The sequence below is a fragment of the Pseudomonas sp. BR20 genome (assembly GCF_050780135.1).
Lineage (GTDB): Bacteria > Pseudomonadota > Gammaproteobacteria > Pseudomonadales > Pseudomonadaceae > Aquipseudomonas.
Genome location: NZ_CP172012.1, coordinates 913,546 through 939,045, shown reverse-complemented (window position 1 = coordinate 939,045; position 25,500 = coordinate 913,546). Strand labels below are relative to the sequence as shown.

Sequence of the window (25,500 nt, the reverse complement as noted above, 5' to 3'; positions counted from 1 at the left end):
TCAGCGTGGGGGATAGCTGGAGAGGATGCGGGTCACCGTCGTGCGGATCGCGTTATTACGATCCTGAGGGTTGGGCGTGCTGCTCATCATCTGTTCATCACTGCCGCGCCATACCAGCTTGCCGTCCTTGCCGTCGAGCAGGTCGATCTGGAGGGTCGCCACCTTGTAGGTGATGTTGCGTGTTTCGTTGTACATCGGCCCGCCCCAGTAGCCGTTCCATGGACCGCCCCAGGCGCCGCCATAGTTGGTAGTGACTTGTTGCTGGCGGTCTTCGACGATCAGGTAGGCCTGCACGTTCAGGTCAGCCTTGGTACCTGCTGCTGCCGGGCGCAGACCGCGTTGATCAAGCTGTTCGCCCACCGCCTGGCGGACGCGTTGCTCGGTAAGGTCGCTCTTGATCCGCGGATCATCGGGGCGGTATTGCAGGGCCGGGTCTTTCCAGGCCCAGCTGCGGTAGGCGCCGAAGTCGCGGCTGGCATCAAAATCATGGTTGACCTGACTGGTCTGGCAACCGCCCAGCAGCACAACAAAAGCTAGCGTAGCGATACGACGAAACATGGTTGATCTCCAACAAACGACCGGGCTTTAGATGAGAATAGCTGTTAACTCGGAGGATAGGCGGTCATCGCCTTTTGCACGGCCTGGCGCAACGCATCGGCGCGCTCGCTGAGGCTGCCCTGGCTGCCGGTTTCCGCGCTGGCGCTCCATACCGGCTGACCGCTGCGGGCGTCGAACAGGTTGACGCGCACCACCACCACTTGGACTTCATAGGTGCGCACGATCGGCACCGAGTTGTACATCCCGTAGCCCGGCCCGTAGCGGTTATAGCCGCCGTATCCGTAGCCGTAATCGTCCTGGACTTGCTTGAGGCGTTTCTCCAGGCGCACATCGGCGCTCACCAGCAGGTCCGCCGGGCGGTTGTCGTGCAAGGGGCGCAGGCCGCGCTGGTCAAGGGCGCCGCTGACCGCTTCGGCCACTTGCGCCGAATCCGCCCAGGCCGTGCCCGCCGGCAACTGGCCGTTACGCCAGGCCCAATTGCGGTAGGCGCCATAGTCGCGCACCGGCGCCGGGTAGGCGCTGGCATCAAAGGTCGTGGCCGCCTGCGCAGGCGCCGGCGGCATGGGCGCAGACGCCGCCACGTAAGGGTTAGGGCTGGAGCAGGCGCCCAGCCCGAGGGATAACAGGATCAAACAGAGACGACGCATTTCGACCTCCGCAGACTGGGCCGCTTATACCGGACGGCAGATCCAGTGCAAATAACGCCCAAGTCCGGCAAAGCTTGGGTGACGACGGTGAGCGAGTTCCATCTCGATAAGGTCCGGTAGGTTCGCGCGGGCCTGGAATTCCACCGGCATATAGTCGTGGAATACCCGCACGCCACTTTGGCTTTCGACCTGCCAAAGGCCCTCGAGTTGCGCCGCCAATTCACGCGGGTCGAGGGGCTGTTGCGGGGTCAGGCTCTGCTTTTCGCCAGCCATGTCATTCTTGCGCATTTTGCGGAAGTGGCCTTTGAGCAGGTTGCGATAAATCAGCGCATCGCGGTTGTAGAACGCCAGCGACAACCAGCCACCGGGCAGCGTCAGCTGGTGCAGCACCGGCAGGATCGCGTGGGGTTCGGCCAGCCATTCCAGCACGGCATGGCACAGCACCAGGTCGTAGGGCTCGGTGATCTGGCCGAGCAGGTCCTGCCAGGGCGCATGGATGAAGGTGGCGCTCTGTCCGGCCTCGGCGAAGCGCTGGCGCGCGCCTTCGAGCATCGGCTCGGCGGGTTCGGCCAGGGTCACCTGATGGCCGCGTTCGGCCAGCCACAACGACATATGCCCCAGGCCCGCGCCGATATCCAGCACGCGCAACGGACGGTCCGGCAGGGCCTCAGCCAGGTCTGCCTGGAGTACCGCCAGGCGAATGGCACCTTTTGCACCGCCATAGATTTTCTCGGCAAAGCGCGTGGCCAACTGGTCGAAATGCCGGTCACTCATGGGCAAACCGCCGTTCGCTGTCGGCCAGCTTGGCGCGCACCACCTCGTTCATATCCAGGCCCAGCTCGCTGCACAGCAACAGCAGGTACAGCACGATATCGCCCACTTCCTGGCCGGCGTGGGCGAGTTTGTCGGCGGGCAACTGGCGGGACTGGTCTTCGCTGAGCCATTGGAAGATTTCCACCAGTTCGGCCATTTCCACGCTGGCGGCCATGGCCAGGTTTTTCGGGCTGTGGAATTGCTTCCAGTTGTTGGTATCGCGGATGCGGTGCAGGCGTTCGGTGAGGTGTTCGAGGTTCATAGGGGGCTCCTGAAGGGGTATAGCTTCAGGGGGATGGAGAGTGAAGGCAAGTGAATAGCGGTGGTGTGCTCAGCGACGCCATCGGCGGCCCTAATCCACCACGCTGAATTCAAGCCTGGCGGTTTGACCGGCCTCATCCAACACACTGAGCTGATAGCGGCCCAAGCGTTCGAAGCTGGCGTTGATAAAGTCCTGGTTGGCGCTGTCGACCAGCGGTGCGCCATTGAGGAACCACCAGCGCCGGCCGCTGCCGCCCAGGGCGGAGAGTTTCAGGCGCAGGGCTTGCTGGCTGGCGGCAGGCAGGCGCAGTTGGTCGCCTTCGCGCACGCCGACAATCGACAACGGCGAAGACGCCGCCAGCGCCGGTGGTGGGCAATCGGGGTCGGCAGCGGGAATCCGCGCTTCACGGCGCTCGACCCTCGGTAGCCACGGTTCCAGCGGTGCGGGCCACAGGGCGATGTTCCTGGGCACGGCGCCCGGGCAATGAGCATCCACCCTCAAGCCCTTGGCGTTGACCCAGACACTTTCCATCAAGCCGACGCTCAACGGTTGGTCCAGCGCCTGCAAGGTCGGTGGCGTGGTGTTGTCCAGGGTCCAGGCAAATCGCTGGCGGCGGCAATTCGGATCGCTGCGGTTCATGGGCTGGCCCAGCGGCCAACAGATCGCCGCCACGCCGACATTGGCCGGCACCGGTAAAACCTGCGCGCTGATGCCGCGCTGGCTGTCGCGATTGGTCAGCACGTCGTGCACCTGCAACATCAGCGGCGCCGCCGAGGCCAAACCGAACTGCCCGGGCACCGGCGTGCCGTCCGGGCGGCCGATCCACACACCGATCAAATAGCGCGGCCCCACGCCAATCGCCCAGGCATCGCGAAAGCCGTAGCTGGTCCCGGTTTTCCAGGCCAGGACCGGGCGCTGCACCAGTTCGGCACGCGGGTCGCGATCAGGCCGCGCCTGGCCACTGAGGATGCGCCGCACAATCCACGCGGCCCCTGGCGACAGCAATGGCCGTTCCCTCAGCGTGTCGTCTGGTTGTAATCGAATCGTTGCGCTCTTGCCGGCACGGGCGAAGGCACTGTAGCCGCTGACCAGATCTTCCAGCCGGCTGCCCGCACCACCGAGGATCAGTGCCAGATTGGGTTCGGCCAACGCCGGCAGGGCCAATGGCACGCCACCGATGCGCATCTGCGCGGCAAAGCGCTTGGGCCCGTAGGCTTCCAACAGCTGCACCGCTGGCAGGTTCAGCGAACTGGAGAGCGCCGTGCTCGCCGGCACTGCGCCGGTAAAGCCCATGGAAAAGTTGCCCGGCCGATAATCGCCATAACGCCGGGGCACGTCCTGCAACAGCGATTCGGAGTGAATCAGGCCCTCGTCCAGGGCCATGCCATACAGGAAGGGCTTCAAGGTAGAACCCGGCGAACGCAGCGCGCTGATCATGTCCACATGGCCAAAACGCTTGGCGTCGTTGATGTCCACGGACCCCAGATAAGCCCGCACGGCCATGCTTTCTTCTTCCACCACCAGGATCGCGGCAGAGGTGTGTTCCGGCAACCGCGCACGCCAGCCCAGCAACAGGTCTTCAAGACGGCGTTGCAGGGTGGCATCCAGCGTGGTGCGAATCAGCGGCGGGCTGTCGGGACGGTTCAGGCGGCGGGCGAGCAGCGGCGCCAGGCTGGGCTCCAGGCGCGGCGCGAGCAGCAATGGTTCTTCGAGGGCTTCATCCACCGCCGACTGCGGCCACACCTGGAACTCGGCGAGGCGGCGCAAGACTTTGTCGCGGGCTTCCTGGGCGCGCTGCGGGTGCCGATCCGGGCGCAGGCGACTCGGCGCCTGGGGCAATACCGCAAGCAAGGCCGCTTCGGCGTGGGTCAGCTGTGCCGGGGACTTGCCCAGATACGCCCAACTGGCGGCCGCCACGCCCTGCAATGTGCCGCCAAACGGTGCGCGGTTCAGGTACAGGTTGAGAATCTGTTCCTTGGACAGGTGCCACTCCAACTGCGCCGTGCGCCACAGTTGGCGCAACTTGCCGTGGAAAGTACGCGAGTGCGGGTCGAGCAGGCGCGCCACCTGCATCGACAACGTACTGCCGCCCGACACCACCCGCGCGCCCGTCAAGTTCTGCCACGTCGCCCGCACCAGCGCCAACGGGTTAACACCGGGGTGATGGTAGAACCAGCGGTCTTCGTAGGTGAGCAGTGCATCAAGGTAATACGGCGACACTTCGCTGGTTTGCACCGGGTAACGCCACACGCCGTTGGCATCGGCAAACCGCCACAACGGCGTGCCATCCTCGGCCAGCACTACCCGTGCCAGATCATCCTTGGGCAACGGCAAGGGCCAGATGCGATCAGCCAGCCACAGCAGGGCGATCACCAGCAACAGGCTCGCGAGGGTCCAACGGGCAACTAAACGCAAATTCAAACGGGCAAACCTCTATGCTTGTAGGGAACTAGCCTGTTGCAATAACAACCAAAGGCACAGATACGCCCACCTTCTTATCAGGACACACATATGCAGGTAGAGAGCTTTTTCGAATGGTTGGGCCAGGCGCTCGGTTCCGTCATCCGCTTTATCGTCGACGGGCTCAGCGGATTGTTCGGAGCCTTGACCCACGCCGGCGGCAATTTTGTCGAAGGCCTGTCACGCACGTTGGGCATGGACACCTCGATCATCAGCATCCTCACCCTGATCGTCGGCCTGCTGTTTCTGTACTCGGCCGTACGCGCCTTCATGCGCGCTTCGATCATCTTCGGGGTGATCTGGCTGATACTTGGCCTGTGGCTGCTCAGTTGGGTCGTCCACTAAACCCAAGAATGCCCCTAATCCTGTGTGGGAGGGGGCTTGCTCCCGATAGCAGTGTTTCAGTCAATGCACCTGGCAACTGACCCACCGCTATCGGGAGCAAGCCCCCTCCCACATTAGTTTCGATTCCAAGTTGAGAGATCAGCGTCCTTTGATCACCAGGTCTGCCGGCGTCTCCCCCACTGCCTGCCAGTTCGGCCGGTACATAGACTCCACCTGCGGCGGTGGCACGCGGTAAGTACCCGGTGTCACGGCACGGGCCAGATACAGCAAGTGCGTGGTGCCGTCACCGTCAAGGTTGATGGCCGCTACGTAACGGTCATCACGAAACTCCTGATGCTTGAGCGCCGCGTTCTGCATCGACTCGCGCCACTCCTTCACCTGGCTGCTGGCGTTCTCCAGGCTGGCAGCACTCTGGGCCAGGTTCTGGTTTTCCAGCTCCAGGCCCGCAGGCAACAGGTCGACCACCAAGGCATCCGGCACGCGCTGCTTGGCGCTCACCGCCAGGTGCACCAGCACCAGGTCGCCGCTATTGAGGTTGCGCAGGTTCAGCGGTTGGCCATTCATGCCCAGGTATTCACGGCGGATGCTCAGGTTGTCGCCGCCCGGCACCGGTGGCAGCTGTGGATAACCCGAGATTGTCAGTTGCTGGTACACCGGCGTATCCCCCTGATTGCTCAAGGCCAGGTCGCTGGACAGCAGCTTGCCTTCGAGCTCCAGGGTCGATTGCTGATTATTCAACTCATGCACACCGCCACTGCCGGTCAGGGACACCTGCCAGTCCGACTCCGGCTTGGCAAACCCGAGGCGCCCGGCCAGGAACAGCGAATTGCGCTCCTGGGTCGACAGATACGGGCTGGCTGCCAATTGGTCCGACAGGGTAAACAAACGCTCCTCACGTTTGCCCTTGGCCAAGTCGTTTTCTTCCAGCAACGCCAGGATCATCGCCTGGTCGCGCAGCGGGCTGCCGTAGTCGGCCAGCCATTCCTTGGCGCTGCGTTGCGCCGCCAGGCCGGCCAGCAAGGCTTGATCCGCGCGCGGCTGGTCACCCATCTTCTGCAAGGCGATGGCCAGTTGCACCAACGGCAACCCGGAGCGCGCGTCACTGCGCCGCTCGAAAATACTCCGTAACGCGCCCAACGGCGCCTGCTGACTGCGCGCCAGCACCATGCCGGCGTAGGCCTGCACGGCAAAGCGCGTGTGGTCGGCGTTGTCGCTGTAGTCGACTTCGATCAGGTTGCGTTCCTGCACATAACGGAGCAGGCGCTCGCTGGCTTTCTTCAACGCTTCGGGCGGTACCGCGAAACCCTGGTCACGGGCACGCAACAGGAAGTCGGTGACATAGGCCGTCAGCCAATATTCCTCTTCGCCATCCGCGCCCCACAAACCGAAGCTGCCGTTGTAGCGTTGCATGCCCAGCAGGCGCTCGATGCCCAGTTCAATCTTGCGTTTGCGCTCGGCATCCGGCTCACCCTTGATACTCAGGCGCTTGAGCAACGCATCGTCGGCATACAGCGACGGGTACAAACCACTGGCGGTCTGCTCCAGGCAACCATAGGGGTAGGCCTTGAGTGCCGAGATCTGCGCGCCGAGGTTCAGCGGTGGCCGGCTCGACAGGCTCAGCAGCGCCTCACGCCCAGAGGCATCGAATTGATCCAATGCGCCGATTGGCAGACTCCACGGCTCGCCCTTGAGCACCGCGCGGTAATGCTTGAGCAACGCCGGGTAGGCCGGACGCACGCCCAGGGACCATTCGCGGCTGAACGGCGGCAGGTGCTCACCGGGCAGGTCCAGGCCATTGACGGTGACCTTCACCTTGCCTTGACCCAAACCACCCCAGGCTTTCACCGGGATACGCAGGGTGGTGCGCTGGCCTTGCTTGAGTTCGACGGTTTGAGCACCACCGTTGACCAGCTCCAACTGCCCTTCGGCACTCAGTTGCACATCGAGTTTCTGCGCCTTGCCCGACAGGTTGGACAGGTCCAGGGCCAACGTTGTCTGGTCACCGCCAGCGAGGAAGCGCGGCGCCGACAGCTCGGCGATCAGCGGTGCTGCGATCACGGTCTTGCCTTCGGCCATGCCGTAGCGGTCATCGCTCCAGGCCTGGGCCATCAGGCGCAGTTCGCCGTTGAAGTCGGGGATATTGACGCTGACCTCACCCTCGCCCTGCTCATTCAAGGTCACCGGCGCGCTTTGCAGGGCAACGATGGTCACGCTGGTGTCCGGCCGCTTGCCGCCCTTGGCCAGCGCGGCGTCACCACCAAAAGCCAAGCTGGCCAGGCGGCCCTGCCCGGCTTCGATCAATTGGCCGTAGATGTCGAACTGGTCCACGCCGTAAGCCTTGCGACCGAACAGGCTGGAGTAAGGGTCGGGTGTCGGGTATTCGGTGATATTGAGGATGCCCACGTCCACCGCCGCCACCAGCACGTGCACCTGTTTCGGTACGCTGCCATCGGCATTCTTGGCGGCAATCTTCACCGTCAGCGGTTGTTTGGGACGCATTTTTTCCGGCGCGGTCAGGGTCACGCCAAGCTTGCGCTGGGTGCGATCCAGCGGCAGATGCAGCAGGCCCACCGCGCGTTTCGGGGTGATATTGGCTTTGCGCTCACCTGGGCGAATCACCAGGGCGCTGACGTAAAGGTCATGGCGCGACCATTTCGGGTCGAGCTTCACGGCAAAACTTTTGCCCTCGGCCGGCACGTCGATTTCCTGCCACCACAGCGGCCCTTCGGCGGATTCCACCAGCAGGTAACCTTTACCGGCAGCCGGCGGCGTGACCGTGACGTTGGCGGTATCGCCGTCGCCATACGCGGGTTTATCCAGCGCCAGCTTGACCTGGTCGGGGCGCACGGCGCCGCCTTCGGTGTTGTCCTGGGCCTGGTAACCGGCCCAGAAACGCAGGCTGCTGACCAGCCCGGTCTGCGGGTCTTCGACCTCGACACGGTACGGGCCCCACTCCACCTGGAAGCTGACCTTGGCGGTATCGCCGGCCTTGATGTTCAGGGTCTGTTCGTCGAGGTTGAGGAATTTCTCGTTGTAGTGATAGCTCCAGCCATCGCTGTCCGAGTAATTCCAGTAGTAGTCACGGCGCTCGCGCACCAGGCGGACCTTGAGGTTTTGCGCGGCGAGTTTCTGCCCGTCCTGGTTGGCCAACAGCACTTCGAATTCCGCCGGGCCATCGCCATTGGTTTCCTTGCCGTCAAACAGGCCGCGCAGGCCCGGCAATTGCTCGGCCGGCCAGATCGGCTGCACCAGGCGCCGGGTGATCGGCCGCCCACCCGACTCTTGCAGGCTGGCTTGCACGATCAGTTGCAGAGGGGATTTGGCGTCGGCCCATTTGCTTTCCAGGGTCAGTTCTTCCTGGCCCTTGGCGTCGAGTACGCTTTCGTCCAGCTCGAAGTCCTGGCTCAGTTCTTCTTCGGTGACGGAGCCGAATTGATAACCCGGCAGCGACTTGACCGCTTCGCGCAACGGTCGCACATAGACTTGCCCGCTGACGCGGTTGCCCGACGCCGGCGCACCATAGAGGTAGCGACCATTGACCTTAATCACCGGGTTATCCGCCGGGCTCAATGCCGTGTCGCTGCCCTTGAGTTCCAGCGCCAGGCGCTCGGGCAGGAAGTCTTCGACGAGGAATTCATACAGCTGCGGCTTGCCATCACCCAGGTCGAACACCAACTGCCAGCGCCCGGTCGGGGCTTCACCGGCCAGTTGCAGTTGATATTGATAGAGGCCGGAGGCGTCGGCATCCCATACAAACTTGCGGCTCACCTGTTCATCCGGGCGACGCACTTCGACGCTCACCGGTTGCGGCTTGACGGCGTTGCCGTCCTTGTCGCGCAGCAGGGCGTTGAGCAACACGGTTTCGCCGGGGCGATACAGGTCGCGCGGGCCGAACACAAAGAACTGCAGGGGGTGCGAAGGCTGGCCGCCAATGTCGAACTCCGCCAGGTCAAGGGCGGCGCTGTCCAGGCGCAGCAGACTGGTCTGCTCGCCCTGCTTGGCCAGCAGCACCTGGGCCTTTTTCGGCAACGGCAGTTCAGCGTGACCGCCCTTCTCGGTCTTGCCCTGGCCCAGCACACGGCCATCGGCATCGAGCACTTCGAGGTCGACGCCATCCAATGCCTTGCCACCTTCCAGCGCCTGGGTAAACACATCCAGGCGATTGGCGTAGCGGTGCACCGACAGGCCGATATCGCTCAAGGTAAACAGCGTGGCCGGTTGCGAATAGTTGTAGGTGCCCGAGGCGCGCATCACCGCCAGGTACACGCCCGGCTGCTGCAATTGCTTGAGGCCGGCGATCGGCAGCAACAGCGTTTCGCGGGTATTGCGCGCCGGGTTCAGGTCGAAACGGCCGCCGTAGACCAGGTCAGCCAGCGGCAGCAATTCGCGGGACTCATAACTTTGCAGGCTGGTATTGCGCCCCCACTGCGCCAGGAACGACGGCAGGGATTCGGGCTTGATCCGGAAGAACTCAACGTCGATCTTGTCGACGTTCAGCGCGATCACCGGCAGGCCTTCGGCCAAGCGCGTCGGCAACAGCGTGCCACGGCTGGCGAAGCCGACGGTGGCTTGCAGGTCGCGGGTCTCAAGGCGCGCGCTGTACTCGGCGGCGAGCGTGTTGGCGTTGACCGCCTTCACCCCGGCATCCACCGTCAGCACCAGTTTGCGCTGGGGCTCCAGGTGGCGCAGGCGCAGTTCCATGAGGTTATCGGACAGCTCCCAGGCGCCGTCGACCTTGCCGGACTTGCTGTCGACCAGATGGAGTTTGTCGGCAAATTTCTGCTCCGGATCCAACGGAATGGAAAAGCTCACCGACAAGGTGCTGGCCCCGTCCAGCTGCACCTCGGACACGTCCACCACACTCAGCTCACGCCCGGCGTAACGCTGCTTCAACGCCGCCACATCCACTGCCGCCTTGGCCGGTTTCGGCGCTGCAGCCACAGTGGGCGCAGGCGGTGCAGCCGGTTTATCGGAGGAATCGCAGGCGCTCAGCAGGGCCAGCGCGCAGGCCAGGAACAATCCTTTGTTAAGCATGGGGCACTCGTCGTCAGAGGGAACCGAGGGATGAACTATATATCAGCGTCGGCAAAGCCGATGTGGCGCTGGTCACATTGACCGACGGAGGGTGGTTTGGTTCTGGGCGTGTTACGCGTCCCAGCCAAATCCCACAGGCATTGGAGATCAATATGTGGGAGGGGCCCCATTCCACATTGACCCTGTTGCGGTGCCAATGGACGGTTACAATGCCACTCCCCCAAGGAGCCTGCATGTCCACCTTACTGACCGACTGGCGCGATCGCCCTACCCATCGCCGTGTATGGGCTCTGGCTGCACCGATGATTCTTTCGAACATCTCCGTGCCGTTGGTGGCACTGGTCGACAGCATGGTCATCGGCCACCTGCCCCACGCCCACCAACTGGGCGCCGTAGCCGTCGGTGCCAGCCTCTATACCTTCCTCGCCTGGGCCATGGGCTTTCTGCGCATGGGCTCCACCGGTTTCGCCGCCCAGGCCGCCGGACGCAGTGATGGTGCGGCACTGCGGCAAATCCTGCTGCAAGGCCTGTTGCTGGCGCTGGGGTTGGCGATGCTGCTCAGCACCGTCGGCATTCCGCTGAGCCATCTGGCCCTGGAGTGGATGCAGCCCTCCCCCGAACTCAACCAACTGACCCGCGAGTTCTTCCACACCCGCCTGTTTGGCCTGCCTGCCGCCCTGGCCAGTTATGCGCTGGTGGGCTGGTTCCTGGGCACGCAAAACGCCCGCGCGCCGCTGGCGATTCTATTGACCACCAACCTGGTGAATATTGCCCTCAACCTGTGGTTCGTCCTCGGGCTGGACTGGGGTGTGGTCGGCTCCGCCCGCGCGTCGGTGCTCGCCGAATGGACCGGCGCCTTGCTCGGTCTGGCCCTCACGCAAAAAGCCCTGCGCGCCTACCCCGGGCATATCGCCTGGGCCGCGTTGAAGCTGTGGGAAAGCTGGCGCCCGTTGCTCGCGGTGAACCGCGACATTTTTATCCGCAGCCTGGCGTTGCAGTCGGTGTTTTTCATGATCACGGTACAAGGCGCACGCCTGGGCGATGCCACCGTGGCGGCCAACGCGCTGTTGCTCAACGGCCTGCTGCTGACCGCCCACGCGCTGGACGGGTTGGCCCATGCGGTGGAAGCCCTGTGCGGCCATGCCCTCGGTGCCCGTGATCGCCAATCGTTGCGGCGCTCACTGGTAGTCGCGGGCGGGTGGTCATTGATCGCCAGCGTCGGTTTCGCCCTGCTCTTCACCGTCGCCGGCCACCTGTTTATCGCCATGCAGACCGATATCTCCAGCGTGCGCGAAACCGCCGATATCTACCTGCCATACCTGGCGGTACTGCCGTTGATTGCGGTGTGGAGTTATTTGCTGGATGGGCTGTTTATCGGCGCTACGCGCGCGCGGGAAATGCGCAATGGCATGTTGCTGACGGTGCTGATGGTGTTGCCCTTTGCCTGGGCGCTGCAAGGCCTGGAAAACCATGGGCTGTGGATGACGTTCCTGCTGTTCATGGCCTTGCGCAGCCTGACCCTGGGCGTCATTGCCTGGCGGCTCAAGCAGCGAGGGGAGTGGTTCGGTACCCGTGCTGACTGAACCTACCTGTTAGTTCTGACAGGTTACAAACCGACACCCCAGGCGTTGAATGGCCGTGGGTAAGAAACATCCCAGACATTCAAGGAGAGTCGGATATGAACATCAAAAAAACGCTGTGGGTCGCCGCCGCTTGCACACTGGCAACCATCGCCGGATGCACCAATGGGCAAGGGCCCAACACGGTGGCGGGCACATTGCGGGTCACAAACAGCAGCCAGTCCAACCTGACGGTGATCCAAGGGGGCGAGTTTCACCCCCTCGCTCCAAACGCACAGATTGAACTGCCCATCAACAGCAGAGGTGTCACGGTGGCGCGTACCAACGGCAATGCTGACAAGATTGACCGGGTTGTCCTTGAATTCAACCCGGGTCAATGCCCGCACAGTCTGTGCCTGGTCGCGCAATGATCCGCGAGAATCACCGCGCGTCATTCAACCCAGTGTCAGGAAGATAGGTAAGAAGACCGCGTCAGCCCCAACCGCAACGCATCCAGAAACTGCGTACGCTCACTGGCACTGATCTTCGCGCTGGCGCACTTGTCACGGTAGTGGGTCATCAACTCCTCCGGCGACAAGTGCACATAACGCAGCATGTCTTCGATGGTGTCGTGGGTCTCGATACCGGCGCTGTACACCGAGCCGTCCTCGCGCTGGTAGATGTTCACCGAGTCGGTGTCACCGAACAGGTTGTGCATGTCGCCAAGGATTTCCTGATAGGCGCCAACCAGGAAGATACCCAGCAGGTAGTCTTCACCGTCGTTCAAGGCGTGCACCGGCAGGCTGGTCTCGATGCTCTGCTCGTCGACGTATTGCTTGATCTTGCCGTCGGAGTCGCAGGTCAGGTCTTGCAGCACCGCGCGGCGCAGCGGTTCTTCGTCGAGGCGGTGCAGCGGCAAAATCGGCAGGACCTGGCCTATGGCCCAGGTGTCCGGCAGGCTCTGGAACACGGAGAAGTTGCAGATGTACTTGTCGGCCAGCTTGTCGTTGAGTTCGTCCAGCACCTGGCGGTGCGAGCGCTGGCGGGCTTTGAGCGAGTTGTGCAGGCGGCGGCACACGGCGAAGTAGCACTGTTCGGCCAGGGCTTTCTCGGCCAGGGTCAGTTTGCCGTCGGCATACTGGGTGGCCACGTCGCTCATGTAGTGAGTGGCGCGCCAGTAGGTTTCGGTGACCATTTCGATGTCGGTCGGGCCGAGCAGGTCTACCAGCCATTGCACGGTTTCCGGCAGGCTTTCCTTGTTTTCGATGACCGGGATTTCGTCGTTGTGTTTCTCGACGTCGGTCACCTGCACCACCAGCATGGCGTGGTGGGCGGTCAGCGAGCGGCCGCTTTCGGAGAAGATGTTCGGGTGCGGCAGGCTCTGCGCGTCGCAGAATTCCTTGAGCATGCCCACGACCACGCCGGCGTAGTCGTCCATGTCGTAGTTGATCGAGCTGGCGTTACGCGAGTGAGTCCCGTCGTAGTCCACGCCCAGGCCGCCGCCCACATCGATGTGGTCCACCGGCAGGCCAAGGTTGCGCAGTTCGCCGTAGTAACGAATGGCTTCCTTGAACCCATGCTGGTAGTCGGCCAGGTTGGCGATCTGCGAGCCCATGTGGAAGTGCAGCAGGCGGATGCCCTGGTCCAGGCCCGCCGCGCGGAAGCGCTCGACCACCGACAGCAGTTGCGCCGCCGACAAACCGAACTTGGACTTCTCGCCACCGGTGTCCGCCCATTTGCTTGACGCCAGGGACGACAGCCGCACACGCAGGCCAACCTGTGGCTTGACCTTGAGGCTGGCGGCCTCTTCGATCACCAGTTCAACTTCTGACTCTTTCTCGATCACGATAAATACGTTGTGGCCGAGCTTTTGGCCCATCAGCGCCAGGCGGATGAACTCGCGGTCTTTATAACCGTTGCAGACGATGGTGCCGCCCTTCGGCGCCAGGGCCAGTACGGCCAGCAGCTCAGGCTTGGAACCGGCTTCCAGGCCGATAGACACGTTCTGGGTGGCGATGATGTTTTCGATCACCGCTTCCTGCTGGTTCACTTTGATCGGGTACAGCGCGGTGTACTTGCTCTGGTATTCCAGGCGCTCGATGTTGGCGTCAAAGGCACCGGTCAACTGGCGGACACGGTCTTGCAGGATATCGGGGAAGCGCACCAGCAATGGCAACGACAGGCCGCTTTTGCGCAACTGGTCGACTTGTTCGTACAGGTCGACAGGCGTGCTGTTCGGGCCGTTCGGACGGACTTCAACGCGACCGGCATCATTGATCGCGAAATACCCGGCCCCCCAATGGCGAATCCCGTAAACACTGCGGCTGTCCGCAACTGTCCATTGGCTGCCATCGTCTTTGCGTGTGCGTCGTACGGACATCGAAGTCCCCTATAAATGAAGGCGAAGGCGCCGCCTCGCGTTCGAGGCTGGCGCAGTCTAAAGAATGAAAATGACGATTTGCCTGTAAGCAAGGTAGACCCCACTCGCAGGACAGAGTTTAGACACAGGTTGGGAAGAGGCTTTCAGCCGCCGGACTTCTTGGCCTTGTAACCGAGCTTGATCAGCTCGGCCAACAGCAGTTCGACGTGATCGCCCTGGATCTCGATAACCCCGTCTTTCAACGCGCCACCGGTACCACAGCGCTTTTTCAGCGTGGTGGCCAATTCCTTGAGCGCGTCTTCAGCCAGGGGCACGCCGGTGATAGTGGTCACCGTCTTGCCGCCACGGCCTTTGCTTTCGCGGCGCACGCGGGCAATACCGTCGCCTTCAGGGATCAGGGTCTGTTTGCAGGTACACGAATCCACGGGCTGACGACAGTCCGGGCAGTGTCGACCTGCGTCGGTGGAAAATACCAGGCCGCCGAGGGCGGCGAAGGATGCGGCTTTTTTGGCCACCGGCAATCCTCTCGGGAGGACAAAGACTGATCGGCCTCCGCTAAGGGACGACCGACCGCGAAGCCCCACTCAGGCAGGGGCAGCGCTACCGAGCCGCCAAGGCGGTTCGGGTGAAAAGTCGCGCAGTGTAACGGCAAAAAGCCGACTTGCTAAGGGCCAAATGGCGCCAATTTATGCAGCTTTAGCGACGTGAGGCCAGATAGCGCCGCAGCCCCTCTTGGGCGTCCGGGCAGTAAGGCTTTTGCTGCGCTTCCTGCAGGACCGTTTCAACGGGCAAAAAGCGCGCTTCCATGACTTCTTCAGGCTGCAGGCGCAGAGGCCCGTCCCAGGTCGCAGAATAGGATTTGCACCAGAGTCGGCTGTCGCCATCTTCGAAGTAGAAATGGTCATGTTCGATCAATTCCACCCCGCCGACACCCAGTTCTTCTTCGAGCTCGCGGGCAGCCGACAACGCGTAGGATTCGCCCGCCGCGACCATCCCGCCCGCCGCCGTATCCCAGAAACCCGGGTACAGGGCCTTGCTCAGGGTGCGCCGATGCACACACAGCTCACCCTTGGAATTGAACAGGAAGATAAACGTGCAACGGCCGATCAGGCCGCGCTGGCGCAGGTCTGACCTGACGAGGTGGCCGAGCAGGTTGTCCTGCTCGTCGACCCAGCAGATCAGTTCGGCATCGGAGGCTACGCGGTGCGCAGCCTCCTTTTGAGTCGCGTCCATCATCAACCCTGGTTGAGCAGTTGACGCAAATCGATCACCGCCGCGTTGGCCCGGGAAATGTAGTTGGCCATGACCAGCGAATGGTTAGCCAACACGCCGAAGCCGCTGCCGTTGAGGATCATCGGGCTCCATACCGGCTCTTGCGAAGCCTCCAGCTCACGAATGATCTGGCGCACGCTGACGGTGGCGTTTTTCTTGGCCAGCACGTCGGCAAAGTCGACTTCGATGGCACGCAGCAGGTGGGACAGCGCCCAGGCCTGGCCACGGGCTTCGTAGAACACGTTATCGATCTGCATCCATGGGGTTTCCACCACTTCTTCGTCGACCTGCGGCACTTCACCCGGCGCCAGGGCTTCGGTTTTCAGTGCGGTGTTCAATTTGACCCGGCCCACGCTGGCCGACAGGCGTTGCGACAGCGAACCCAGGCGGGTGGCCACATCGCCCAGCCAGTTGTTCAGGTTGTCGGCGCGGGCATAGAACAAGGCGCCACGCTGATTCGGGTCGGACAGACGCGCTTCATAGCGGTTCAGGGAGTTGATGCCTTCCTGGTACTCCGACTCACTGGAGGGCAGCACCCAGCTCTTGTTGTCGAAGTTGAAACGCGGCTCGGCCTTGGCCAGATCGGCGTCTTCGGCCGACTGCGACTGGGAACGGGCGAAGTCTTTACGCAGGGCGCGGGTCAGGTCGCGCACCTGCACCAGCACGCCGTACTCCCAGCTCGGCATGTTGTCCATCCACAGGCCCGGCGGGAAACGGTCGTTGGAAATATAGCCACCGGGCTTGTTCAGCAACGTGCCGACCACGGTCTTGAGGGTTTCGACGGTGGTATAGCCCACCACCATCTGCTTGCCTTCCTTCTCGGCGGCAAGCTGCGCATTCTGCTGGACCGGGAACAGCGCCGGCTCTTCGCTCCAGTACCAGCCCAGGGCGCCGGTGACCAACAGATACAGGCCGAGCACGCTGAGCACGGCTCGGCTCATCAGCAAAGTACGAAAATAGCTGCGGTTGGCCGACTTGGGCTCAGGGGCAGGGCCTTTGGCACTGCCCGCACGGTTTTTCCAGTCCAGCATGGCGATATCCTTTCAATCACTTGAGTTCATGCACTTGAATTGAGGGCGTGCGTTCAAACACTCCGACCACAACCCTACCCCATCGTGCCCGCCCATGCGGGGCTTTTCACCAAACGTGCAGACGGGAAGTATTCGACTATAAAGGATGCACGCCTTTTAAGCTGCGCGACCATCAATCAGGTCACCCACTGAATATCAGGGATACGCAGTTAATTGACATATGACACTCATCCCATTGAAAAGAGGTGCTAGCATAGAGCCATCAGTTCGACCTCAGCATGCACCCTAACTAGTAGTCAGGATATGACCGAGCCAGAAGACCCCAGCCGTGAGCGTCTCAAGCAGCATTTTGCCCAGCGGGTAATTCATCAGGCACGTCAAATTCTTGAGATCTGGCAGCGCCTGCAACGCAGCGAATGGTCAAGCGCCGACCTCTCCGAACTCAGCGAAGCCAACCTGCGCCTGCTGCGCTTTGCCGAGCGCTTCGAACAACCCGAGCACGGCCAGTTGGCGCGGCACATCGGCGACTCACTCAAGGCGGTGGACGAAAACCGCGGCCGCTTGAGTAGCCACTTGATCACCGAACTCAACCGCTTGATGCAGCGCTTGTCCCGCACCGGCCTGCGCCAGGGCGACCAGTTGGAACAAACCTTCCTGCCGCCGATGCGCAAGCCGATCTACGTGATGCTGGCCGATCACGACCGCGCCGAGCGCCTGGCCAAGCAGCTGGAATTCTTTGGCATGAGCGCCCAGTCCCTGGACAGCGTGGCGGCGTTTCGCACCTCGATGAGCGAGCGCCTGCCCTCAGTCATTGTCATGGACGTGGATTTCTGTGGCGCCGGTCTGGGCCTCAGGCTCGCGGCCGAGGCCCAGGAAGGCCTGGAGCATAAGCTGCCGCTGTTGTTTTTCAGCCTGCATGAAACCGACACCCCCACTCGCCTCGCCGCCGTGCGCGCCGGCGGCCAGGAATTCCTCACCGGCACGCTGGAAGCCTCCAGCCTGCTGGAAAAGATCGAAGTGCTGACCTGCGTCGCCCAGTACGAACCATACAAAGTGCTCATCATCGATGACTCGCGGGCCCAGGCGCTGCACACTGAGCGGTTGCTCAACAGTGCCGGCATCGTCACCCGTACCTTGATCGAGCCGATCCAGGCCATGGCCGAGCTGGCGGACTTCCAGCCCGACCTGATTATCCTCGACATGTACATGCCGGCCTGTACCGGCACCGAACTGGCCAAGGTCATTCGCCACAATGACCGTTACGTCAGTGTGCCGATCATCTACCTGTCGGCCGAAGACGACCTGGACAAGCAGCTGGACGCCATGAGCGAAGGCGGCGACGACTTTCTCACCAAACCGATCAAGCCGCGCCACCTGATCACCACGGTGCGCAACCGCGCCGCCCGTGCGCGCAACCTCAAGGCGCGGATGGTGCGCGACAGCCTGACCGGGCTGTACAACCACACCCATATCCTGCAATTGCTCGAAGACTGCAGCTTCCGCGCGCGCCGCGAGAACAAGCCGTTGAGCTTTGCCATGCTCGACATCGACCACTTCAAGCGGGTCAATGACAGCCACGGCCACCCCATGGGTGACCGCGTGATCAAGAGCCTGGCGCTGTTTCTCAAGCAACGCCTGCGCAAGACCGATTACATCGGCCGCTATGGCGGTGAAGAGTTCGCCATCGTGATGCCCGACACCGACCTGGAATCGGCCTGCAAGGTGCTGGATGAAATTCGTGGGCGCTTTGCCGAAATTCACTACCCGGCCCAGCCCCAGGACTTGTGGTGCACCTTCAGCGCCGGGGTGGTGGAGCTGTGCGACGACTCCGACAGCCTGATGATGGCCGCCCAGGCCGACGAGGCGCTGTACCGCGCCAAGCATGCCGGGCGTAACCGCGTGCAAGCGGCGCGCACGCAAAGGCAAAGTGCCATCTTTTCACCAGAATCCAGTGATTCCGTCATAACCCTGTAATGAAAACGCAATAACTTCAGGCACTTACCTTTTGCCGTCGGTTGATATCCCGCATGCGCCTGAAGCTGCTGACCAATCTCAATACCCTCCTGCTGGTGGCCGTTTGCCTGGCGCTTGGAGCGACGCTGTGGTGGTCGCAACGGGCGCTGGAACGCCCTTATTTGCTGATGGAACGCTACCTCGGCCTGTCACAGACCTTCCAGAACCAGGCCGCGCGCAATATCGACGACTACCTGGGCAGCGGTGATGCATTGCGCTTGAGCAGCGCCAGCCAGAGCCTGGAAAGCCTGTTGCAGCACCTGGATGAACTGCCAGCCGACCTCGCGCAAAAGCTGCGTCCCAGCCTCGCGGACCTGGATACCTTCAGCAAGACCGACCTGCTGGCGGCCGGTAAGTTGGCGGGCGACCCGCAAGCCTTGTTGCTGCAAGCCGAGCGGGAGCTGGGCGCCAATCTGGAGCAACTGCGCCAGTACGCAATGGGCGTCAACACCCCCGAAGCTGCGCGCTACCTGCCACCGCTGCTGGCCGCCTCGCAACACCTGGGCAAGCTGTCCCTGGCCCGCGGCAAACTGGTGAGCAGCGGTCGCGCGGAACTGGCGGACGATGTAGAGCGTGAAGTTGGCAATATGCGCAGCCAGGCAGATCTGCTCGAACAACTGCCACTGCTCGGGGTAAAAACCAGCGCAGAATCCAACACCGATGATTTTTCGGCCTTGATGGGCCTGGAAAATACGCAAAAAGCCGAAGCCCAGGACACCGGCGTCGACCTCAAGCGCGAACTCAACGGCCTGCTGGCCCGCTACCCCGCCGAACTCCAGCGCACCCGCACGCAGATCCAGCAACGTGCCGACCTGGCCGCTGCCACCCATTTGAAAATCGCTGCCGTTCAACAGGCCATCGCCGGCCTGGAGCCGGTGGTGCGTGCGCAACACGGCAAGATCCAGGGCGAAGTGCGCCTGATACAAGGCGTGATGATCGGCCTGATCCTGCTGATCGCCCTGCTGATCGACACCCTGCAACGACGCCTGGCGCGGGTGCTGACCAACCTGGCCCCGGCCTTGTCGACCTGGGGCGAAGGCGATTTCAGCCAGCCGATTATCGTGGGCAAGACCAATCGCGAACTGCGCGACATCGAAGCATCCCTTAACCGCTTGCGCGCCTATCTGGTGGACCTGGTGGGGACCATCCGTGGCAATGCCGAAGAAGTGGCCGGCAGCAGCCGCGCCCTGGCCGAGCTGAGCAGTGGCCTGCACGACGGCGCCGAACGCCAGGCCGGGGATACCGCGCAGATTCGTGATTCCCTGGGCGAACTGGAAGCCACCATCCAGCAAGTCGCCGGGGATGCCAGCCAGGCGGCCGGCGCCAGCCGCAGCGCGGGCCAGGCGGTCGAGCAAGGCCAACGCGTGATCGGCCTGAGCCTGACCGGCCTGCACGCCCTGGTGGGTGAAGTGCAGCAAAATGCGCAGATGATCGAGAAACTTGCCGAAGAGTCCGCCACCATTGGCGGCGTATTGACCGTGATTCGCTCGATTGCCGACCAGACCAACCTGCTGGCGCTCAACGCCGCCATCGAAGCCGCACGCGCCGGTGAGGCCGGGCGCGGTTTTGCCGTAGTCGCCGACGAAGTGCGCACCCTGGCCCAACGCACCGCTGGCGCCACCGCCGAGATCCAGGGCTTGATCACCGGCCTGCAAACCGCTGCGCACCAATCGGTGCAGGGCATGCGCGCCCAGGTCGAACACGCCGAGGCCACCGCCCAGCAAGCCCAGGCGGCAGATGGCGCACTGGATGAAATCGTCGGCGCGATCCAGACCATTTCCGCCACCGCCGTGCGTATTGCCGATGTAACGGCGCAGCAAAGTGGCGCCGTGAGTGAGATTCGCGATAACAGCGAGCGGATTCATCAGCTGGGTGAGGACAACCTGCTGCGCATCGGCCAGGGCCGCAGCCAGGGTGAGCATTTGCTGGTGCTGGGTGGGCAGCTTAATACGGCTGTGCAGGCGTTCCGTGTCTGACCTGCCCCCTGAAGATCCACAATCAAATGAAGATCAAAATGTGGGAGGGGGCTTGCTCCCGATTGCGGTGGATCAGTTACAGATGCTGAGACTGACACACCGCAATCGGGAGCAAGCCCCCTCCCACATTTGATCTCCACGGGATTCAAAGGCGTATTACCAATGACCGGATCCCGACCCCCAGTCACAAATTTTGCGCAATCCTCGCTAATTGTGCCGCCTACTGCATAGAACTGGACAGTCACAAAGGCTTTGCGGCATAGTCGCCGGGTTCTGCCTTGCCCACATCAATAACAAGGAACAGCCGATGGCGACCTTACTGGTTCTTCACGGACCCAACCTGAACCTGCTCGGCACCCGTGAACCGGGCGTCTACGGGGCAGTAACCCTCGATCAGATCAACCTTGACCTGGAACGACGGGCACGTGAAGCCGGCCACCATCTGCTCTACCTGCAAAGCAATGCCGAGTATGAATTGATTGATCGCATCCATGCCGCGCGTGGCGAAGGCGTGGACTTTATCCTGATCAATCCCGCCGCTTTTACGCACACAAGCGTTGCATTACGTGACGCGCTGCTGGCGGTGAGCATCCCATTCATCGAAGTGCATTTATCGAACGTGCACAAACGCGAACCTTTCCGCCATCACTCCTACTTCTCCGACGTTGCGGTAGGAGTGATCTGCGGCCTTGGCGCCAGCGGTTACCGACTGGCCCTGGAGGCCGCCCTGGAACAGCTTGAAGAACAGGCCAAGCGCCCCTGACCGACCCTTGGGAGTTGATGATTCATGGATATCCGTAAAGTTAAGAAACTGATCGAACTGCTGGAAGAATCCGGTATCGACGAGCTGGAAATCAAGGAAGGCGAAGAGTCCGTACGGATCAGCCGCCACAGCAAGACCCCGGCCCAACAGTTCTACGCGCCACAGATGCAGGCACCGGCACCGGCTGCTGCTCCGGCCGCCGCGCCTGCTGCTGCCGCTGCACCTGCCGCACCGGCAGCCCCTGCGCTGAACGGTTTCGTGGTCAAGTCGCCAATGGTCGGTACGTTCTACCGCACCCCGGCACCGACCTCGCCAGCCTTCGTTGAAGTGGGCAAGACCGTGAAAGTGGGCGACACCATCTGCATCGTTGAAGCGATGAAGATGATGAACCACATCACGGCCGAAAAAGCCGGCGTCATCGAATCCATCCTGGTAGAAAACGGTCAGCCGGTTGAGTACGACCAGCCGCTGTTCACCATCGTTTGAACCGCGGAGCGCCTTCGATGTTGAAACCTGCGAAGAAACTGCAAAAAGTCCTGATCGCCAACCGCGGCGAGATCGCGCTGCGTATCCTGCGCGCCTGTAAGGAAGAGGGCATCAAGACCGTCGCTGTTTACTCGACGGCCGATACCGAATTGATGCACGTGAAACTGGCGGACGAAAGCATCTGCATTGGCCCGCCACTGGCCACGAACTCGTACCTGAAAGTCTCGAACATCATCGCCGCAGCAGAAGTGACCGGCGCTGATGGCATCCACCCGGGCTACGGCTTCCTCGCGGAAAACGCCGATTTCGCCGAACAGGTGGAAAAATCCGGGTTTGCCTTCATCGGCCCGAAAGCCGAAACCATTCGCCTGATGGGCGACAAGGTATCGGCCAAGGACGCCATGATCGCCGCCGGCGTGCCAACCGTTCCAGGCTCCGACGGCCCACTGCCTGAAGACGAGGAAACCGCACTGCGCATTGGTCGCGAAGTCGGTTACCCCGTGATCATCAAGGCCGCCGGTGGCGGTGGTGGTCGCGGCATGCGCGTGGTGCACAAGGAAGAAGAGCTGATCGAAGCGGCCAAGCAGACTCGCTCCGAAGCGGCTGCCTGGTTCGGCAACCCGATGGTCTACCTCGAGAAGTACCTGACCAACCCACGTCACGTGGAAGTGCAGGTACTGTCCGACGGCCAGGGTCACGCCATCCACCTGGGCGACCGCGATTGCTCGCTGCAACGTCGTCACCAGAAGGTGTTGGAAGAAGCACCGGCACCGGGCCTGGACGAAACCGCTCGCCAGGAAGTCCTGGCTCGCTGCGTCAAGGCGTGCATCGACATCAACTACCGCGGCGCCGGCACCTTCGAGTTCCTCTACGAGAACGGCCGCTTCTACTTCATCGAGATGAACACGCGCGTGCAGGTAGAGCATCCGGTGTCGGAGATGGTCACCGGTATCGACATCGTCAAGGAGATGCTCAGCATCGCCGCCGGCAACGTGCTGTCCTTCACCCAGGACGACGTGAAGATCCATGGCCACTCCCTGGAGTGCCGGATCAACGCCGAAGACCCGAAGACCTTTATCCCAAGCCCTGGCCTGGTCAAGCATTTCCACGCGCCCGGCGGCAACGGCGTACGTGTGGATTCGCACCTGTACAGCGGCTACAAGGTTCCGTCCAACTACGACTCGCTGATCGGCAAGCTGATCACCTGGGGCGCCACCCGCGACGAGGCCATGGCCCGTATGCGCAATGCCCTGGACGAAATCGTGGTCGACGGCATCAAGACCAACATCCCGCTGCACCGGGACCTGGTTCGTGATGAAGGCTTCTGCGAAGGTGGTGTGAACATTCACTACCTGGAACATAAGCTGGCCAACCAGTAAGTGCTCCACCCAAAAAAGCCGCCTTCGGGCGGCTTTTTTGTTTGTGGGCCCTTTATTTTGAAGATGTACACAGTCCAAATGTGGGAGGGGGCTTGCCCCCGATGGCGGTGGATCAGTTACAGATACTGAGACTGACACCCTGCAATCGGGGGCAAGCCCCCTCCCACATTTGACCGGCGTGCAGTCAGTAGTGTCGTCTTCTGCCCGCCGCTCGCGTAAACTTGCGCGCTTTCGCAGCCTACCCCGCTGCACACTCATTTTTTCAAAGGTGCCCGCCATGCCTTGGCTGCAAGTCCGTCTCGCCATCAGCCCAGAACAAGCCGAAACCTACGAAGACGCTTTCCTCGAAGTGGGCGCCGTCTCGGTCACCTTCATGGACGCCGAAGACCAGCCGATCTTCGAACCCGAGCTGAACACCACCCCGCTGTGGTCCCACACCCATCTGCTGGCCCTGTTCGAAGACGGCGCCGATGCCGCCGCCGTGCTGGCCCATATGGAGTTGCTCACCGGCAGCCCATTGCCTGAGCATCACAGCGAAATCATCGAGGACCAGGACTGGGAACGCAGCTGGATGGACAACTTCCAGCCGATGCGCTTCGGCCAACGCCTGTGGATCGTGCCGAGCTGGCATGCCGCCCCGGAGCCGGACGCGGTCAACCTGCTGCTGGATCCGGGCCTGGCGTTCGGCACCGGCACCCACCCCACCACCGCGCTGTGCCTGGAGTGGCTGGACGGCCAGGACCTGACTGACAGCCACGTGCTGGATTTCGGCTGCGGCTCGGGGATCCTGGCGATTGCCGCCCTGTTGCTGGGCGCCAAAGAAGCCGTGGGCACCGATATCGACGTGCAGGCCCTGGAAGCCTCCCGCGATAACGCCGGGCGCAACAACATTCCTGAAGGCAAATTCCCGCTCTACCTGCCGCAGGATTTGCCCCAGGTGCAGGCCGACGTGCTGGTCGCCAATATCCTCGCGGGCCCGCTGGTTTCCCTGGCGCCGCAACTGTCGAGCCTGGTCAAGCCGGGTGGGCGCCTGGCGCTGTCGGGCATCCTCGCCGAGCAAGGCGAAGACGTCGCCGCCGCCTACGCCAAGGATTTCGAGCTGGATCCGATCGCTAACCGTGATGGCTGGGTACGCATCAGCGGACGTCGGCGCTAGAATGAGCGCTTGCCTGAATCGGATGGCCGCATGACCGACAGTTTCGTCACCCAGTGCCCGCATTGCCAAACCCGCTTTCGCGTCAATCACGCCCAATTGAGCGTGGCTCGCGGCGTGGTTCGCTGCGGCTCGTGCCTGCAAGTCTTCAACGCTGCCCGCCAGTTGCTGGAACAGCGCGCCCAGGCGCCTGCGCCGGAGCAGCCGGCCGTGATCGAACCCGCGCGCGAAGCAGCGCCTGAGCCACAGCGGGCAATCAGCCAGAAGCAGTGGAGCGCCGAAGAGCTGGACCTGGACAACCTGGACCTGGACAAGGAACTGGCCAAGCTGGAACGCCGCGAGATTCAGCATACCCAGCCCGTGGGCGCGGAACGCCGCCAGCCCGGCGCCGACCGTCGGCAGAAAGAAGACGCCCTCAGCGCCAGCCGCGAAACCGTCAAGGCCGAAGAAGAAAAATGGGCCGCCAGCCTGTTCAGCGAGCCGGCTGAAGAACGCGCCAACGCTTCCGAAGAAGAACCCGAACCGAGCAAAGCCCCTGCGACCAGGCAACGCACCGAGCCATCCATGTCGTTGCACATCGACGACAGCGACGATGAGCCAGCGCTGCGCTCAACCCCGGAAGATGAACACACCGACCCGCCGTTCACGCCCCTGACAGCGGCAGCGGAAGCGGAGCCCGAAGAGCGCGCGCAATCCCGTCGCAAGCGCCCACGCCCCGAGGCCGGCGTCCATGACGACCTGCTCCAGGACTTGGAAGACGACCCTCTGCACTTGTACGCGCAAAAACGCCCGCAGGGCCTGGGACGCCGCCTGATCTGGATGCTGCTGGTACTCATCGCCGCCGCCGGCCTGGCCGCGCAGTACATTGCCTATCAATTCGACGATCTGGCCCGCCAGGACGCTTACCGCCCGTGGTTCCAGCAACTGTGCCCCACACTGGGCTGCACGGTGCCGTCGCGGGTCGATATCGCCCATATCAAGAGCAGCAATCTGGTGGTACGCAGCCACCCGGAGTTCGCCGGGGCGCTGGTGGTGGATGCGATCATCTATAACCGCGCGACGTTCTCCCAGCCCTTTCCGCTGCTGGAGCTGCGTTTCGCCGACATCAACGGCAACCTGATTGCCAGTCGTCGCTTCAAGCCCGCCGAATACCTGAGTGGCGAGTTGGCTGGGGTGAGCGAAATGCCATCACAGACCCCGATCCATATCTCCCTGGACATCCTCGATCCGGGCAATAAAGCCGTGAATTACAGCTTGAGCTTCCACTCGCCCGAGTGAATCGGCTCACGCACCGAAGCTTGACGGTGGATTATTGACTGGGCGCCGCCCATCCAAACCGGCGGCGATAAAGAAATAACTGTTCAGATTT

20 protein-coding genes are annotated in these 25,500 nt (G+C 62.5%); 10 read left to right on the top strand and 10 right to left on the bottom strand.

Annotated elements, in window-relative coordinates; all coding sequences use genetic code 11:
• The 5 genes from ACHPFG_RS04065 to pbpC form a co-directional block, all read right to left on the bottom strand.
• The gene (locus ACHPFG_RS04065) at positions 1–558 is read right to left on the bottom strand and encodes a DUF4136 domain-containing protein (RefSeq protein ID WP_431701662.1); all 558 of its coding nucleotides are present in this window, start codon (positions 556–558) and stop codon (positions 1–3) included.
• 44 nt (positions 559–602) lie between these two features.
• Entirely contained in the window at positions 603–1,205 is a 603-nt protein-coding gene (locus ACHPFG_RS04060; RefSeq protein ID WP_027607983.1) for a DUF4136 domain-containing protein, read from the bottom strand.
• 24 nt (positions 1,206–1,229) lie between these two features.
• Complete coding sequence (locus tag ACHPFG_RS04055; protein ID WP_145336089.1) at positions 1,230–1,979, bottom strand: methyltransferase domain-containing protein; 750 nt, start codon at positions 1,977–1,979, stop codon at positions 1,230–1,232.
• On the bottom strand, positions 1,972–2,280 hold the full coding sequence (locus tag ACHPFG_RS04050) for a MazG-like family protein (RefSeq protein WP_131696700.1): 309 nt from the start codon (positions 2,278–2,280) through the stop codon (positions 1,972–1,974). Before ACHPFG_RS04050 ends, ACHPFG_RS04055 begins: the two co-directional genes overlap by 8 nt.
• Before the next feature lie 90 nt (positions 2,281–2,370).
• Positions 2,371–4,701: a peptidoglycan glycosyltransferase PbpC gene (gene pbpC / locus ACHPFG_RS04045; RefSeq protein ID WP_431701661.1), complete on the bottom strand. Its 2,331-nt coding sequence runs from the start codon at positions 4,699–4,701 to the stop codon at positions 2,371–2,373.
• A 90-nt stretch (positions 4,702–4,791) separates the two neighbouring features.
• Here pbpC and ACHPFG_RS04040 point away from each other — a divergent pair, with 90 nt between their 5' ends.
• Positions 4,792–5,085 carry a hypothetical protein gene (locus ACHPFG_RS04040; RefSeq protein WP_027607987.1) on the top strand — a complete coding sequence of 98 codons (294 nt, stop codon included), beginning with the start codon at positions 4,792–4,794 and terminating at the stop codon, positions 5,083–5,085.
• A gap of 138 nt (positions 5,086–5,223) precedes the next feature.
• On the opposite strand, the gene ACHPFG_RS04035 is transcribed toward ACHPFG_RS04040, so the two are convergent.
• The gene (locus ACHPFG_RS04035; protein ID WP_431701660.1) at positions 5,224–10,119 is read right to left on the bottom strand and encodes an alpha-2-macroglobulin family protein; all 4,896 of its coding nucleotides are present in this window, start codon (positions 10,117–10,119) and stop codon (positions 5,224–5,226) included.
• 233 nt (positions 10,120–10,352) lie between these two features.
• Between ACHPFG_RS04035 and ACHPFG_RS04030 the strand changes: the two genes are divergently transcribed.
• Both ACHPFG_RS04030 and ACHPFG_RS04025 read left to right on the top strand, forming a co-directional pair.
• Positions 10,353–11,702 carry an MATE family efflux transporter gene (locus ACHPFG_RS04030; RefSeq protein ID WP_431701659.1) on the top strand — a complete coding sequence of 450 codons (1,350 nt, stop codon included), beginning with the start codon at positions 10,353–10,355 and terminating at the stop codon, positions 11,700–11,702.
• 95 nt (positions 11,703–11,797) lie between these two features.
• Positions 11,798–12,109 (top strand): hypothetical protein, encoded by a 312-nt coding sequence (locus ACHPFG_RS04025; RefSeq protein WP_431701658.1) that lies wholly within the window; start codon positions 11,798–11,800, stop codon positions 12,107–12,109.
• Positions 12,110–12,144: 35 nt separating this feature from the next.
• Here the strand turns inward: ACHPFG_RS04025 and speA are convergent, their stop codons facing one another.
• From speA to ACHPFG_RS04005, 4 genes are all read right to left on the bottom strand, one after another.
• Positions 12,145–14,058 carry an arginine decarboxylase gene (gene speA, locus ACHPFG_RS04020; protein WP_131696705.1) on the bottom strand — a complete coding sequence of 638 codons (1,914 nt, stop codon included), beginning with the start codon at positions 14,056–14,058 and terminating at the stop codon, positions 12,145–12,147.
• Between the two features lie 143 nt (positions 14,059–14,201).
• Entirely contained in the window at positions 14,202–14,573 is a 372-nt protein-coding gene (locus ACHPFG_RS04015) for a translation initiation factor Sui1 (RefSeq protein ID WP_005784408.1), read from the bottom strand.
• A gap of 181 nt (positions 14,574–14,754) precedes the next feature.
• The gene (locus tag ACHPFG_RS04010) at positions 14,755–15,291 is read right to left on the bottom strand and encodes an NUDIX hydrolase (RefSeq protein ID WP_131696706.1); all 537 of its coding nucleotides are present in this window, start codon (positions 15,289–15,291) and stop codon (positions 14,755–14,757) included.
• Between the two features lie 2 nt (positions 15,292–15,293).
• Positions 15,294–16,271 (bottom strand): DUF2333 family protein, encoded by a 978-nt coding sequence (locus ACHPFG_RS04005; protein ID WP_370671257.1) that lies wholly within the window; start codon positions 16,269–16,271, stop codon positions 15,294–15,296.
• A gap of 393 nt (positions 16,272–16,664) precedes the next feature.
• Between ACHPFG_RS04005 and ACHPFG_RS04000 the strand changes: the two genes are divergently transcribed.
• The 7 genes from ACHPFG_RS04000 to ACHPFG_RS03970 all read left to right on the top strand — a co-directional run bounded on the left by ACHPFG_RS04000 (position 16,665) and on the right by ACHPFG_RS03970 (position 25,409).
• A complete protein-coding gene (locus ACHPFG_RS04000; RefSeq protein ID WP_431701657.1) occupies positions 16,665–18,335 on the top strand; it encodes a diguanylate cyclase in 1,671 nt (556 codons plus the stop codon).
• A gap of 53 nt (positions 18,336–18,388) precedes the next feature.
• Positions 18,389–20,350, top strand: coding sequence for a methyl-accepting chemotaxis protein (locus ACHPFG_RS03995; RefSeq protein WP_431701656.1), 1,962 nt, complete (start codon positions 18,389–18,391; stop codon positions 20,348–20,350).
• A gap of 307 nt (positions 20,351–20,657) precedes the next feature.
• Positions 20,658–21,113: a type II 3-dehydroquinate dehydratase gene (gene aroQ / locus ACHPFG_RS03990; RefSeq protein WP_003171482.1), complete on the top strand. Its 456-nt coding sequence runs from the start codon at positions 20,658–20,660 to the stop codon at positions 21,111–21,113.
• Positions 21,114–21,137: 24 nt separating this feature from the next.
• A complete protein-coding gene (accB, locus tag ACHPFG_RS03985; RefSeq protein ID WP_027607997.1) occupies positions 21,138–21,599 on the top strand; it encodes an acetyl-CoA carboxylase biotin carboxyl carrier protein in 462 nt (153 codons plus the stop codon).
• A 17-nt stretch (positions 21,600–21,616) separates the two neighbouring features.
• Positions 21,617–22,978, top strand: a complete 1,362-nt coding sequence (gene accC, locus ACHPFG_RS03980; RefSeq protein ID WP_131696710.1) for an acetyl-CoA carboxylase biotin carboxylase subunit — start codon at positions 21,617–21,619, stop codon at positions 22,976–22,978.
• A gap of 277 nt (positions 22,979–23,255) precedes the next feature.
• The gene (gene prmA / locus ACHPFG_RS03975) at positions 23,256–24,134 is read left to right on the top strand and encodes a 50S ribosomal protein L11 methyltransferase (protein WP_131696711.1); all 879 of its coding nucleotides are present in this window, start codon (positions 23,256–23,258) and stop codon (positions 24,132–24,134) included.
• Positions 24,135–24,164: 30 nt separating this feature from the next.
• Complete coding sequence (locus ACHPFG_RS03970) at positions 24,165–25,409, top strand: DUF3426 domain-containing protein (protein ID WP_431701655.1); 1,245 nt, start codon at positions 24,165–24,167, stop codon at positions 25,407–25,409.
• Positions 25,410–25,500 lie beyond the last annotated feature (91 nt).

Excerpts from the sequence above, each read along its gene's own strand:
- ACHPFG_RS04035 (WP_431701660.1), bottom strand. The coding sequence starts at position 10,119 with ATGCTTAACAAAGGATTGTTCCTGGCCTGCGCGCTGGCCCTGCTGAGC.
- ACHPFG_RS04005 (WP_370671257.1), bottom strand. The coding sequence starts at position 16,271 with ATGAGCCGAGCCGTGCTCAGCGTGCTCGGCCTGTATCTGTTGGTCACC.
- accB (WP_027607997.1), top strand. The coding sequence starts at position 21,138 with ATGGATATCCGTAAAGTTAAGAAACTGATCGAACTGCTGGAAGAATCC.
- ACHPFG_RS04050 (WP_131696700.1), bottom strand. The coding sequence starts at position 2,280 with ATGAACCTCGAACACCTCACCGAACGCCTGCACCGCATCCGCGATACC.
- ACHPFG_RS04060 (WP_027607983.1), bottom strand. The coding sequence starts at position 1,205 with ATGCGTCGTCTCTGTTTGATCCTGTTATCCCTCGGGCTGGGCGCCTGC.
- ACHPFG_RS04025 (WP_431701658.1), top strand. The coding sequence starts at position 11,798 with ATGAACATCAAAAAAACGCTGTGGGTCGCCGCCGCTTGCACACTGGCA.
- prmA (WP_131696711.1), top strand. The coding sequence starts at position 23,256 with ATGCCTTGGCTGCAAGTCCGTCTCGCCATCAGCCCAGAACAAGCCGAA.
- ACHPFG_RS04000 (WP_431701657.1), top strand. The coding sequence starts at position 16,665 with ATGACCGAGCCAGAAGACCCCAGCCGTGAGCGTCTCAAGCAGCATTTT.
- accC (WP_131696710.1), top strand. The coding sequence starts at position 21,617 with ATGTTGAAACCTGCGAAGAAACTGCAAAAAGTCCTGATCGCCAACCGC.
- ACHPFG_RS04065 (WP_431701662.1), bottom strand. The coding sequence starts at position 558 with ATGTTTCGTCGTATCGCTACGCTAGCTTTTGTTGTGCTGCTGGGCGGT.
- ACHPFG_RS03995 (WP_431701656.1), top strand. The coding sequence starts at position 18,389 with ATGCGCCTGAAGCTGCTGACCAATCTCAATACCCTCCTGCTGGTGGCC.
- ACHPFG_RS03970 (WP_431701655.1), top strand. The coding sequence starts at position 24,165 with ATGACCGACAGTTTCGTCACCCAGTGCCCGCATTGCCAAACCCGCTTT.
- ACHPFG_RS04055 (WP_145336089.1), bottom strand. The coding sequence starts at position 1,979 with ATGAGTGACCGGCATTTCGACCAGTTGGCCACGCGCTTTGCCGAGAAA.
- aroQ (WP_003171482.1), top strand. The coding sequence starts at position 20,658 with ATGGCGACCTTACTGGTTCTTCACGGACCCAACCTGAACCTGCTCGGC.
- speA (WP_131696705.1), bottom strand. The coding sequence starts at position 14,058 with ATGTCCGTACGACGCACACGCAAAGACGATGGCAGCCAATGGACAGTT.
- ACHPFG_RS04040 (WP_027607987.1), top strand. The coding sequence starts at position 4,792 with ATGCAGGTAGAGAGCTTTTTCGAATGGTTGGGCCAGGCGCTCGGTTCC.
- ACHPFG_RS04010 (WP_131696706.1), bottom strand. The coding sequence starts at position 15,291 with ATGGACGCGACTCAAAAGGAGGCTGCGCACCGCGTAGCCTCCGATGCC.
- ACHPFG_RS04030 (WP_431701659.1), top strand. The coding sequence starts at position 10,353 with ATGTCCACCTTACTGACCGACTGGCGCGATCGCCCTACCCATCGCCGT.